Annotated in this window: 11 protein-coding genes and 1 pseudogene; 10 read left to right on the plus strand and 2 right to left on the minus strand. The window is 59.8% G+C overall.

What is annotated here, in order from left to right:
* The coding region (locus G6030_RS01485) for a hypothetical protein (RefSeq protein ID WP_182641963.1) at positions 1-186 on the plus strand (186 nt) is incomplete at its 5' end.
* Between the two features lie 7 nt (positions 187-193).
* On the plus strand, positions 194-625 hold the full coding sequence (locus G6030_RS01490) for a hypothetical protein (RefSeq protein ID WP_182641964.1): 432 nt from the start codon (positions 194-196) through the stop codon (positions 623-625).
* A gap of 147 nt (positions 626-772) precedes the next feature.
* Here the strand turns inward: G6030_RS01490 and G6030_RS01495 are convergent, their stop codons facing one another.
* On the minus strand, positions 773-1,480 hold the full coding sequence (locus tag G6030_RS01495; RefSeq protein ID WP_182641965.1) for an alpha/beta hydrolase: 708 nt from the start codon (positions 1,478-1,480) through the stop codon (positions 773-775).
* Between the two features lie 489 nt (positions 1,481-1,969).
* On the opposite strand from G6030_RS01495, the gene G6030_RS01500 reads away from it, so the two are divergent.
* From G6030_RS01500 to wecB, 7 genes are all read left to right on the plus strand, one after another.
* Positions 1,970-3,112, plus strand: coding sequence for an aminotransferase class I/II-fold pyridoxal phosphate-dependent enzyme (locus G6030_RS01500; RefSeq protein ID WP_182641966.1), 1,143 nt, complete (start codon positions 1,970-1,972; stop codon positions 3,110-3,112).
* 18 nt (positions 3,113-3,130) lie between these two features.
* The gene (locus G6030_RS01505) at positions 3,131-4,096 is read left to right on the plus strand and encodes an ATP-grasp domain-containing protein (RefSeq protein ID WP_182641967.1); all 966 of its coding nucleotides are present in this window, start codon (positions 3,131-3,133) and stop codon (positions 4,094-4,096) included.
* Between the two features lie 64 nt (positions 4,097-4,160).
* A complete protein-coding gene (locus tag G6030_RS01510) occupies positions 4,161-5,273 on the plus strand; it encodes a GNAT family N-acetyltransferase (protein ID WP_182641968.1) in 1,113 nt (370 codons plus the stop codon).
* Positions 5,274-5,391: 118 nt separating this feature from the next.
* Positions 5,392-6,573, plus strand: coding sequence for a glycosyltransferase family 4 protein (locus tag G6030_RS01515; protein ID WP_241724084.1), 1,182 nt, complete (start codon positions 5,392-5,394; stop codon positions 6,571-6,573).
* 57 nt (positions 6,574-6,630) lie between these two features.
* Positions 6,631-7,665 carry a polysaccharide biosynthesis protein gene (locus G6030_RS01520; RefSeq protein WP_182641970.1) on the plus strand — a complete coding sequence of 345 codons (1,035 nt, stop codon included), beginning with the start codon at positions 6,631-6,633 and terminating at the stop codon, positions 7,663-7,665.
* The gene (locus G6030_RS01525) at positions 7,662-8,780 is read left to right on the plus strand and encodes an NAD-dependent epimerase/dehydratase family protein (protein WP_182641971.1); all 1,119 of its coding nucleotides are present in this window, start codon (positions 7,662-7,664) and stop codon (positions 8,778-8,780) included. Before G6030_RS01520 ends, G6030_RS01525 begins: the two co-directional genes overlap by 4 nt.
* Positions 8,781-8,785: 5 nt before the next feature.
* The gene (wecB, locus tag G6030_RS01530) at positions 8,786-9,910 is read left to right on the plus strand and encodes a UDP-N-acetylglucosamine 2-epimerase (non-hydrolyzing) (RefSeq protein ID WP_206680884.1); all 1,125 of its coding nucleotides are present in this window, start codon (positions 8,786-8,788) and stop codon (positions 9,908-9,910) included.
* Between the two features lie 1,417 nt (positions 9,911-11,327).
* Here wecB and G6030_RS16250 read toward each other — a convergent pair.
* A complete protein-coding gene (locus G6030_RS16250) occupies positions 11,328-11,522 on the minus strand; it encodes a hypothetical protein (RefSeq protein ID WP_206680885.1) in 195 nt (64 codons plus the stop codon).
* Positions 11,523-11,669: 147 nt separating this feature from the next.
* Here G6030_RS16250 and G6030_RS01540 point away from each other — a divergent pair.
* Positions 11,670-12,201, plus strand: a pseudogene (locus tag G6030_RS01540) (IS21 family transposase); the annotation flags it as partial.

Consider the following 12,201-nt stretch of genomic DNA (forward strand, 5'->3'; position numbering starts at 1 on the left):
CTCGCGGCGTTCGTCGCGATCAACACGGTCATGTACGTGACGCTGGCGGTGACCAAGACGCTGCCGAAGATCCACGTCCGCGATCTGCTGCCCCGCACGTACGTCCGGTCGGAGACCCGCAGCATCCACCCGGATGACGCCGAGCCCGGCCCCCGCGAGTCGCGACGCCCGTCCGGGCGGGAGTGACTCCCGGGTGTCCACGTCGTCGCGGAAGAGGATCGTGCGCCTCGAGGTCGGCGCCCTGTGCGCTGTCCTCGTCCTCCTGGTCGCCGTTGCCGGTCTGGCCCGGATGGGCGGCGAGGACGCGCAGGCGTCGCCGTCCCCCGCTCCCCCGGCGGGTCAGGCCGTGGCGATGAAGGCGGCAGCAGACCTGACGCCGTGGACCTTCACGATCGACGAGGCGTATGCGTACGGCGAGCGGGCGTGCGAGGACATCCGGGATCCGCACTATGACGGCTTCGGCGGCTTTTACATGGGGGTCCGTAAGACGTGGGTCGCGATGCGGCTGGACGCGGACGGTCTGTCGAGTGAGGAGCAGGTGGAGCACCACAGGCGTCTCTACGCCGAGGCGGTGCGCTCTCTGTGTCCGGAGCTCCTGCCGCAGGTGCCGCCCCTGTACCGCTGACGCCTACCCGCGCCCCCATCACATCGCTTCTCGCCGCGGTGTCCGAGCGGGGCGGTCTGAGGGCTGAACACCGGGAAGGGGCGACGACGACGAGCTCACCCTTCCCCGACCGACCCGCAACCGCGAGCGGCCGCCGGTCCGTCGGGGTCAGCCCTCGAGCGAGCTGAGCCAGTCGCTGAGCACGCTGGCCATCTGGCCCGGCGCCTCCACGGGCAGCATGTGTCCGGTTTCCGGAATCTCGACGTACGTCACGTGCGGCGCAGTGTTCCTCTCGGCCCACTGCCGCTGCTCGTCGGTGGGCACCACCTGGTCATCCGAGGCACCGACGATCAGCACTGGACACGACGCCGTCGCGGGGAAGTCCCAGCGGTCGGGCCGCGAACCGATGGCCACCGAGTGCGCGGCGAACCGCTCGGGCCCGTACACCCGCGCGGCGCGCAGGCGCTCGGCGCGCACCTGCGGGTCGTGGCCGCGGTCGCCGTAGTAGACGGCCTCCATGCCGTCGAGGGCGATCTCCTCGTATTCCGCCTGGCTCAGGTCCGCCGCCCGCTCGGCCCGCGCTGCCGCGGACTGCGGCTCCTCGGCACTCACCGGAGCGGTGACCAGCACGAGCCCGGCCAGCAGCGCCGGGTGCCGCTCGGCCAGGTGCATGGCCACCACCCCGCCGAGCGAATGCCCGACCACCACGCTGCCGGGCGCGACATGCTCGGCCACCTCGTCGACGAGCGCATCGAGATCTGCCACGGCCGGCAGATCGAGCGCCGTGGCGCTCAGTCCGTCAGGCAGCGCGTCGATAAGCGGGGACCACGTCTGCGCATCGCCGTGTAGGCCGGGAAGGAGGAAGACGTTCGACATATCGAAACCCTAGAGGGAAGTCCCGGAGCACGACGTCGTGGCCGATACAGTGAACGAGCGGCGTGAAGGCGGTGGCTTGAGCATTCGAGCACACTCGGAACTTACGACTGTCAGCCCGCCATGGTGAGCCCGCACCCGATGATAATGCCGCGCAACGCCCCTTCAGTCATGCCCCACAATCGCCGACGCTAGCTCGGAATGTCCACTCCATAGACTCCAGAGCTAAATGCTAAGCGGCAATAGACGTCATGCCCGCGACCGTACTGTTCGCGTTCTTACCGAGATGCAAAGAGCAAGACGACGGGTTCAGAGCTGGCCCTCCGACTAGCGGTAGCATTCCCGCCCCTAGTCGGTCGCCCGCAACCCACTGTTGTGATGACTAGATTTTTTTCACAATCTCTACCGACGGGGCTGCTCGTAGATTGACGATCGGAAAAAGTCATGGGTACGCCTCTAGACTGGCCGAGTCACACCGAGCCGGAAGGTCCTATGAGCGATCGCATTTTCATGTCTAAGGCGGACATCTCCGACACCGAAGAAGAAGCCGTTCGACGGGCGATCCGTTCAGGCTGGGTCGCCCCACTCGGACCCGAAGTAGACGCGTTCGAAGCGGAGGTGGCCGAACGGGTCGGCGTAGAGGGCGCACTCGCGCTATCCTCGGGCACAGCAGCGTTGCACCTCGCACTGCTCGAGCTTGGAGCCAAGCCAGGTACAGCCGTGGTTGTGTCATCCATGACATTCGCCGCATCCGCCAACGCCATCGCCTATACCGGAGCCGAACCAGTTTTCATCGACTCTAGGGAGTCCGACGGGAACATAGATCCGCAATTGCTATTTGAGGCGATCGACGCTCTTCGCGCTGAAGGTAAGCACGTCGTCGCTGCGATGACCGTCGACTTGGTAGGAAAGTGCTGTGACTACACGACAATTGAGCAGGGACTCGCCGAGCGTGGCGTCCCTCTCCTTGAAGATGCAGCTGAGGCACTAGGGGCGTCTCACGGTGGACGTCAGGCTGGTTCGTTTGGTTACGCTGCAGCTCTCTCGTTCAATGGCAACAAGATAATGACAACCTCAGGCGGCGGGATGCTGCTGTCGAACAATCAAGATCTCTTGGGCCGCGCTCGCTACCTCTCCACCCAGGCGAGACAGCCCGTCCCTTGGTACGAGCACACTGAGATCGGGTATAACTACCGACTCTCAAACATCCTCGCCGCCATCGGCCGGGCTCAGCACGACCGCCTCGACGACATGATCGCAAAGCGTCGAGAAATACGTCGCGCCTATGCCGAAGCCTTTGCGGACCTCGATGTTCGGTTCCTAGGCAACACGAATTCGGACGGGAACGAAGTTGAGAACTGCTGGCTGACCGGTCTTGTCCTCGGGGACAGTCTCGCGATCACACCCGACGCCCTTACGCAGGCGATGGACGACGCCGACATAGAAGTTCGCCGTCTCTGGAAGCCTATGCATCTGCAGCCGGTCTTCGCTGATGCCCGGTCAATGTTGAACGGCGCTTCCGAAAAGCTCTTTGCACGTGGGATCACACTTCCAAGCGGTTCCTCGTTGGATGACGCGGCACTAGACCGAGTAATAACAACCTTCGGAAACCTACTCCGATCAGCCAGCAACTGAAGTGCCAGGAGTAATTCCATGACCAAGGTTCTGGTGACCTCGGCGGGCCGCCGCAGGTACGTCCTTGAAGAACTCGTCCGCTTCTCGCGCCACGACGACACAGTAATCGCCGCTGACATGAACCCACTGGCGCCAGCGCTCTCGACGCCCGGGGTAAAGGCGGTAACGATTGAGGGGAAAACTCCACAGGACCGAGCAGAAGAAATACTCGCTTTGGCTGAAACCTCAGGCGTCGACGCAATCCTATCTCTTCACGACTACGAGGCAATCGAGTTGAGCCGGCGATCGAAGCAGTTAAGCAATGCGGGCTGCCTCTTCATTGGGCCTACAGTCGAAACTAGCCGCCTGTCCCTAGACAAACTAGAGTTGGCAGATTTCCTATCATCCCTACGGCCTCATCTAACACCTGAGACCATCGGCGAAGTCGAACGGCTGGAAGAATCGGTGGGCAGTTCGGATCGTTGGATTATCAAGGACCGACTTGGGTCAGCATCGTCCGGCCTCCAATTCCTCGCTGCGCGAGACGTCGTTGCGGCTGCAAAAAGCCTTCCCGCAGGGACATGGGTCGCGCAACCTTTTTCACAAGGGGTCGAATACAACGTTGATATATTCAAGGACATCAATGGGGCTATTGCAGGAACATGCACCAAGAGGAAATGGGCAATGCGCGGAGGCGAAACAGACTCAGCAACTGTCCTAATCGACCCGCCCACGGAGGTCGTCAATGCCGCCACGTGGGCAACGGCTGATCTAGATATCATCGGAAACATAGACGTGGACGTCATTCTCGACACCGACAATAGTGCGGTCGTCATAGACATTAATCCACGATTCGGTGGGGGATACGCGTTTAGTGCACTCGCCGGGTACCGCGCAGCCCAAGCGATCTGGCAACTCGCACGAAGAGAATCTGTCTCTCCGCTGCGGCCCGAACGCGAGGTCTCGGCATCTAAGCACGTCGCTGTCGCTGAGGTCCTACCCTAGCCATTCGCAACGCCAATCTGCGCGATAACACCGACCGGACGGAAACTGGCCCAGAGGAGGCCCCATGAACGGCTACGCATACAAAGGCAAACGCACTTTTGACCTCATCGCCCTCACGGCAATAGCCCCCTTCGCAATTCCGGCTATCGCACTCGTGTCCGCAACCGTAGCGCTCGCGGATGGCCGACCCGTACTCTTTACCCAGGAGCGAGCAGGCCTGCATGGCAAGCCGTTCAAGATATTCAAGTTTCGTACCATGAGAACGAGCACCGACTCAGATTTGTCCGGGCTATCCAGAAGCGCTCAGATCACCAAGTCGGATTCGGCACGAGTCACTCCTACTGGCCGAATCCTCCGGAAAACAAGCCTTGACGAACTCCCTCAGTTGCTCAACGTCTTACGCGGAGAAATGAGCCTAGTCGGCCCTCGGCCCCTTTTTGTGCGTTATAACCCCTATTATTCCGACCGGGAGGCACAGCGCCTGAATGTACATCCCGGAATCACCGGGCAGTCCCAAGTGTCGAACCGAAACAACGGTGGGTGGCGAGAGCGGCTTGAACAAGACGTCAGATATGTGGAGAACGCTTCCCTACGGCTAGACCTTCGGATTATCGCCCGCACTGTGAAAAACGCGATTCGATCGAAAGGCGTGTCAGTTGTCGCCGGCGAGACGGGGGACGCGCTAGATGACGAACGTAGCTTCCCGTCCCAAGACGGGATCTTTATGCGGCGTATCTATTCCCGGGACCTGCAAACTCGCGTCAACTGGTTGTCCGATCCAAATACCAGGCAGCATATGACACTGGGCGACAATATAAACCTCGAATCGACTATCCACTGGCACAAGGCCATACGAGAAAATCCAGACCGCAGAGACTATGTCTTCGAAACCCAGGACGGCACACTCGTGGCGATGACGGGCGTGAAGTTGGTCAAGGATAAGAACAGGTCTGAGTTCTACATCTTCGTCAATCCGGAAACGCAAAGTCGGGGACTCGGGACCCTCGCAACGCGGCTTACGCTGATGGAGTGTGCACGTGAAAAGAAATTCGACCCGATATGGCTGACCGTACGGAAGGAAAACACTCGTGCTGTCAAGATTTATGAACGCATGGGTTTCGAAGTGGTAGAAGAATCCGAAGATAGGTACGGCATGCAGATCGAATTGAACTCATAAGTCAGGTCCAGTCCGAGTTTCGTATACGGGTCAGCGCGCGCGAAGGAGCAGGGAAATGCGAGTCGGCTTAGTGTCTCAGTGGTATCCACCCGAGGTTCCAGCCCTGGCCGCGTCGACTATGGCGAAAGGGCTTGCGAGCTTAGGGCATGAGATCCACGTGGTCACGGGGTTTCCCAACTACCCTCACGGAGAGATCTACCCCGGTTACAAGGTTCGGCCATATATGCGTGAACTGCTCGATGGAGTAACGATCCATCGTGGCCCGCTCTACCCCAGTCATGACGGAAATCCGGTGCGCAGGATCAGCAACTATCTGTCGTTCTCCGCTGGCGCAATCCCGACCTCGTTCCGGGTCCCGACCCCCGATGTGTGGCTCACGAATTGCACCCCTGCAACTGTAGCCGCGCCGGCCATGCTTCAGAACGCCGTTCGACAAACTCCGCACGCCCAGATTATTCAAGACCTATGGCCCGACTCCTTTACTGGGAGCGGTTTTGTTACTGGACGAACTAGCTGGGCGATGTCAGCAGCCATTAGCCGTTTCTGTCAGTTGTCTTACAGACTGTCCGATTCGATCGGGGTCATCTCGCCCAAGATGATCGACCTCCTATCTGCGAGGGGCGTTCCGCGCAATAAATTGTCGTATGTGCCGAACTCCATCGACGATTCTCACCTGCATCCAAGCGCACGGTGCGACGAGTCTCTTAAGCGAAAGCTCCGCCTCCCGAGCGGTCGCATCTTCATGTATGCGGGGAATTTTGGGAAACTGCAGAGCCTCCCGTCACTGATCTCAGCATTTACGAAGACGCCCGATGCGCAACTTGTCCTCGTCGGCGGCGGCGTAGAGGAGGAGTTGATGAGACAGCGAGCTGTAGGCGCCCCGAACATCCACTTTGTACCTCGTCAGCCGTTGGATAAAATCGGCGAATATATCGCGGCGTCTGACGTCCAGATTGTTTCACTGGCCGACACCCCGCTGCTGCGGGTAACGATGCCAAGCAAAGTTCAAGCAGCGCTAGCCGCCGGCCGGCCGATCTTCGCCCATGCCATGGGAGACGCAGCAGATGTTGTGACTGATAGCCAGGTTGGTATCGCAGCTAATTCAGCCGACCAAGCTGAGACTGTGGCCGCAATTCAGAAACTCTTGACTCTCAGTTCCCAGGAGCTATCGGAGATGGGATCGCGCGCGCGCAAATTATACGAAGATGAGTACTCCCTCAAAGCGGGCGCATTGCGGCTCGAGAGTTTCCTAGAAGCAACGATTAAAAGCAGGTCGACAAGACCACACCATGACCACTAAACTCGCTGCAGTCACTTCGCCCCTTCCGTAGATCCGTCAACTCGCCTAGGAGTTCGCTTGACATCGCATTCGCTATCCGGAGCCACCGTCGCCATAACAGGAGGGACCGGGTCCTTCGGTTCCACTATGGCGCGGCATCTACTCACCTTGGGGGTAGGCCAGGTTAACATTTTCAGCCGCGACGAATCCAAGCAGGACGAAATGCGTTCCAGAATGGACGAGCCTCGCCTCAAGTTCTTCATTGGAGATGTGCGCGACCAAGAGAGCGTAGAAAGTGCATTCGTTGGTGCGGACTTCGCGTTCCACGCGGCGGCCCTCAAGCAGGTGCCTTCTTGCGAGTTTTTTCCCGATCAGGCGGTCAAGACCAATGTCGAAGGCAGTCGGAACGTCATCAATGCAGCGCATAAACTTGGCGTGAAGTCGCTCGTTTGCCTGTCCACGGACAAGGCTGTATACCCGGTCAATGCCATGGGCATGTCCAAGGCACTAATGGAGAAAACTGCCCAGGCGTTCGCACGCAACAACCCCAAGTCCGAGACGACGGTATCGGTCACTCGTTACGGGAACGTGATGTACTCGCGGGGTTCGGTGATCCCGCTATTTGTTCGTCAGGTCCGTGAGGGTAAACCGCTTACTCTTACTGAAGGATCCATGACCCGCTTCCTGATGAGCTTGCAGGAATCCGTTGACCTGGTGGAGCACGCGTTCTTCCACGCCGAGCCCGGTGACTTATTTGTCAAGAAGGCTCCGGCGTGCACCGTGGATACGCTCGCTCGGGCCACCGCTCTCGTACTGGGCATTGACGAGCCGGAGATCGTGAAGATCGGTATGCGGCACGGCGAAAAGATGTACGAGACGCTCCTCTCTCGCGAAGAGATGGCCAAGGCCACCGATCAGGGCAACTACTTCAAGGTGCCCCTGGATGCTCGTTCTCTTCAGTACTCGATTTACGTAGACGAAGGCGATTCCGCAGCGCGCGAGGCGGAGGACTTCGATTCGAATAACACCGAGCAAATGAACGTCCAGGAGACGGCCGCGATGATCGAAGCGCTTCCTGAAATGAAGCAAATTTTGGCGGAGGTCAATCGATGAAGATCGTGCTCACCGGCGCCGCCGGCTTCCTCGGGTGGCACACGCGCCTCCGTCTGGCAGCACTCACCGACCACGAAGTTCGTCCAGTCACCCGGCAGAACTGGTCGGAGTTGGCTGATCTAGTGTCAGACGCTGACGCGATCATCCATCTCGCCGGTGTCAACCGAGCCGCTAGCGATGACTTGGTGGAACAGGGGAATATCCGGCTCGGCTCCGACCTCGCCGCGGCGGTGACCGCTTCGGGCCGAGCCCTACGCGTTGCGACGGCCAGCACCATCCAGGTGGAGCGCGACAACCCCTACGGGCGAGGCAAGTTGGCCGCCCACAGACAGATTGCCGACGCCACCCACGCTCTCGGCGGACGATGTGTGGAAGTTCGCCTTCCGAATCTTTTTGGGGAGCACGGTGTCCCCAACTATAACTCGTTTGTCGCCACCTTTGTGCAAGCCGTGATCGACGGCGAGACTCCTCAAATCAACGATAATTCTGTGGAACTTCTCCACGCCCAGGATGCGGCCCAGTGCCTAATTGATGCTCTTGGCAAGACGGAAGAGTTGCTCCGGCCTGTTGGTGAATTGACCGGTGTAGTTGCGGTGTGGGAGCTTCTACAGGAATTTCACCGCTCGTACGTGCCGAGCGGAGAGATCCCGGACCTCAGTTCCAAGTTTCGCATTGACCTGTTCAACACCTTCAGATCTGCGCTCTTTCCAAAACGCTATCCAATTGCCCTCGTTCCACATTCGGACGCGCGTGGCTCGTTCGTGGAAACTGTACGTTGCCGAGGCGGTGAGGGTCAGTCCTCTTTCAGCACTACAGTCCCCGGCGTCACACGCGGTGAGCACTTCCACCTCACCAAAATCGAGCGATTCGCTGTCATCCAAGGCGAGGCTCGGATAAGCCTCCGCAAAATGTTCGAGGACGATGTATACGATTTTGATGTCTCCGGCGAGGCGCCTGTAGCGATCGATATGCCCGTTGGCTGGGTTCACAACATTACGAATACGGGCGATGATGTCCTGCTTACACAGTTCTGGAGCCACGAACTCTTCCGTCCGGATGCCCCCGACACGTTCCCTGAGCCAGTCCGCCGCACAGCCGAGGAGTCAGTCCAATGAAAGTCATGACAGTCGTGGGAACCCGCCCCGAGCTCATTAGATTGGCCCGTGTCATACATCGCTTAGATTCGACCGCCGGCATCGAGCATGTTTTAATTCACACCGGTCAGAACTACGACTACGCCCTCAACCAAGTCTTTTTCGACGACTTGGCGATTCGGCAACCAGACCACATGCTTGGGGTCGACACAACTAGCCTCGGGGCTGTTCTCGGTGGCACGCTGATCGCCGCTGAAAAGGTAATGCGCCTGGAGAGTCCTGATGCCGTGCTCGTCTTAGGCGACACGAACTCTTGCATCGCGGCTCTAATGGCTCGCCGTATGCGTATTCCGACCTACCATATGGAGGCGGGAAATCGCTGTTTCGATCTGAATGTGCCAGAGGAAACAAACCGCCGGATGGTCGACCACGTGTCCGACTTTAACCTCGTTTATACCGAGCACGCACGCCGGAATTTGCTGGCTGAGGGCCTCCACCCGCGCCGCATCCTTAAAACCGGCTCTCCAATGCGTGAGGTGCTCGACGCCTACCGCGAACAGATCGATGCCTCAACAGTTCTGGATGACATTGGGCTTGAAATGGGCAAGTACTTTCTCGTATCGGCTCATCGCGAGGAAAACGTGGACTCACCTGTGCGACTCCAGATGCTGCTCGACTGCCTAACCGCCGTCCACGCGCACTTCAAGCTGCCCGTCTTTGTCTCCACGCACCCGCGCACGCGTAACCGACTCGAGGAACTTCCAGGCTGGTCAGAGCCTGAAGGTGTTACATTTGCTGAACCGCTCGGGTTCCATGACTACAACAAGCTACAGCTCTCTGCTGCTTGCTGTCTTTCCGATTCAGGGACAATCGCCGAAGAGTCTTCTCTCTTGGGATTCCCTGCCGTTACGCTACGCGACTCGATCGAACGTCCTGAAGCGCTCGACACTGGCGGGATCATCATGACTGGCCTCCACGCCGACGACGTCGTCGCTTCTATTCAAATCGCAATTGACTCTGAATACACGCGACAGGGTGTAAGCCACTTGACTCCAGACGACTATCTCATTGACAACACATCTGAGAGGGTGGTGAAATTTATTCTCTCCACTGCCAACCGCCATCACCAGTGGGCGGGCATTCGGAAATAGCGTAAGCTAAAACCCCCGTTTTCGGTAAGCAAAAGTCCCTCCTTTTTCGACAGATACCTTCAGAGTAAGGATGCCGAACACTATCGACCGCTCCCGCTTCCGGGCTGAAAGGCGACCTATGACGCCAGCGTCTTGCTCGTTGGGCTCTCCGTCGTATTGCTTCCCACCATCGTAAGTACCCGACTTCAGTACGTCCGAGACAACCGATCTCACGACTTGGTACGCGTGGTCCTGGCCGCTGCGCGGATCCGTTCAGTTGTTAGTTGTACGCGTTGCCGGAAACTAGCGTTTCGTCCAGCTTGTAATCGCTGGTCGTCTCGTTGGTATTGCGGACCAGCCACCAATTCGGGGGGGCTGGCGTCGAAGTCTGTGCCCGCGGGGGCGGAAGGCCAGAACGGCGATGAGTGCGACGGCAGTCCGGACCGCCAAGTCGAATCATGGTCGTCGCCGAATCGTCGCGGACATCGAGGCCGCGCAGCTTGCGGCGCTTATCGCGGCGGTGAATGGAGGAACTCCGCAAGCCAACAGCGCTGGATGTTCGCGTACACCCTGATATGTCGATTCGGGGACAGGTTCATATGTGGGTCGGTGTTCGGCGTTCCGTAGTTGCTCGCCGAGGGCGGGGTGGGTCACCCTCGGTGTCGTCTTCCGGCAAGTTGACGATTTCCGAAGGGTGGCCCACTCCCATGATCATTGATTAGGACTCCTGGATGAATATCCGAGCTCGCAACAACTCCACGCCACGATGACGTACCCCGAGATCGGTCGGGAGCACACTGTGGCTGGCGCACGGTCGGCAAGTTCCTGGCCGAGGATTCCCCGACCGCGCTGCCTGCGGCGCTCCCGCGCAAAGGTAACCAAAAGATGGCTGCCATCGAGGTGATCGAAGCGTTGGTCGATACGATGCTGCGAGCATAAATCGATATCCAGGTCCCAGCGCTCTGAGCGCGCCTCGCCGACTGGCACGACGTGCATATGCATCAAAAGGTCAAGACCTACTGCCGCTCCCGCCGCCCCCCAGATCCGCGCCGAACTCGGCCTAGACCATCCCGGATCCCGGAGTCTGCACCAACGCATCGCCACTCCGCCCCCGGGACAAAGCACAGGTCGAGTGGCGCGAAGTGGACGATCTGCCGGGCCCCTGAGTCGGCACCTACTCGTTCCACATGACGCTGTGGTAATCGCGGGATTCGTTCTGCTGCCTCGTGACCTCGCTGGATGAGTATTCGCTGTTCTGAGGGCCAGTCATATGGGCTCTGGGAGCCGGCGGCGGCTTGATGCGGACGACTCCGTCGGAGCCACCGTTATTCGCGTTCGGAGCCACCTTCTTAGGCTCCTTCTGCTGGGTGTAACGGGCACCTGGCGGAAGGAGCGGTTCCCAATGGTAAGGAAGATCAAGGCGAAACTCGTCTTGCAGCTACGGGCCGAAGGCCTGTCGGGGCGGGCGATTGCCGCCTCGCAGCGGATGACGCTTGGCGGCGGTGATGCCGTACGCGGTGATCGTCTTCTTCACCGCCGCGATCTCCCGACGCGAACACCCGACGGCGGCGACAATCTCGCTGTAGCTATGCCCGGCCAGCGCCAACGTCATGATGGCCTTGTACTCGGCCACATCAGCCTCCTCAAATAGGAAGAAGCGGCGCAGTCGCGCCGCCTCACCCCGAGCAGACCACCCCGCCCGCCCAAGGAGTACCGAGTCGCCGGAATCGAAGTACCGGATCGCCGGACTAGGCGTACCCACTGGCCCTATCTGCCAGAGGTGCATCGGGAGATGGCACGGGTCGGGGTGACGATGAAGCTTCTCCACGGCGAGTACACCGACCGCTGCGCCAGCTCGGGCTCCCCGGCGATGGGCTACGACCGGTTCTGCAAGCAGTACCAACAGCACGTGCAGGTCGCGGGGGCTGGCCTCCCGGGTCGGGCACAAGGCTGGGCAGACCGTCGAAGTGGACTGGTCCGGCCCCACGATGCAGCTGACCGACCCCGTCACCGGGGAAGCGAGACGGGTGTATCTGTTCGTTGGGTGCTTGCCGTTCTCCCGCTACGCCTTCGTCGAACCCACCCTGGACATGAAGCAGGACACCTGGCTACGGGCCAACGTGGCGATGTTCGAGTTCCTCGGCGGCTCAGTCCCGCGGATCGTCCCGGATAACCTGAAGACCGGCGTGATCACCCATCCCCGCGAGGGCGAGATCGTCCTCAATGACGCCTACCGGGAGATGGCCGCCCATTATTCGGCCGCGGTCCTGCCGGGGGTGGCTGCTTCTAAGCCAACCTCCTGGCTGTCTCAG

Origin of the sequence: Dietzia sp. E1, from assembly GCF_014145015.1 — a bacterium.
Taxonomy (GTDB): domain Bacteria; phylum Actinomycetota; class Actinomycetes; order Mycobacteriales; family Mycobacteriaceae; genus Dietzia; species Dietzia cinnamea_A.

What these genes read in the sequence shown, in the direction of transcription:
- G6030_RS01495 (WP_182641965.1), bottom strand. Translation starts at nt 1,480, where the DNA reads ATGTCGAACGTCTTCCTCCTTCCCGGCCTACACGGCGATGCGCAGACG.
- G6030_RS01500 (WP_182641966.1), top strand. Translation starts at nt 1,970, where the DNA reads ATGAGCGATCGCATTTTCATGTCTAAGGCGGACATCTCCGACACCGAA.
- G6030_RS01505 (WP_182641967.1), top strand. Translation starts at nt 3,131, where the DNA reads ATGACCAAGGTTCTGGTGACCTCGGCGGGCCGCCGCAGGTACGTCCTT.
- G6030_RS01510 (WP_182641968.1), top strand. Translation starts at nt 4,161, where the DNA reads ATGAACGGCTACGCATACAAAGGCAAACGCACTTTTGACCTCATCGCC.
- G6030_RS01515 (WP_241724084.1), top strand. Translation starts at nt 5,392, where the DNA reads ATGGCGAAAGGGCTTGCGAGCTTAGGGCATGAGATCCACGTGGTCACG.
- G6030_RS01525 (WP_182641971.1), top strand. Translation starts at nt 7,662, where the DNA reads ATGAAGATCGTGCTCACCGGCGCCGCCGGCTTCCTCGGGTGGCACACG.
- wecB (WP_206680884.1), top strand. Translation starts at nt 8,786, where the DNA reads ATGACAGTCGTGGGAACCCGCCCCGAGCTCATTAGATTGGCCCGTGTC.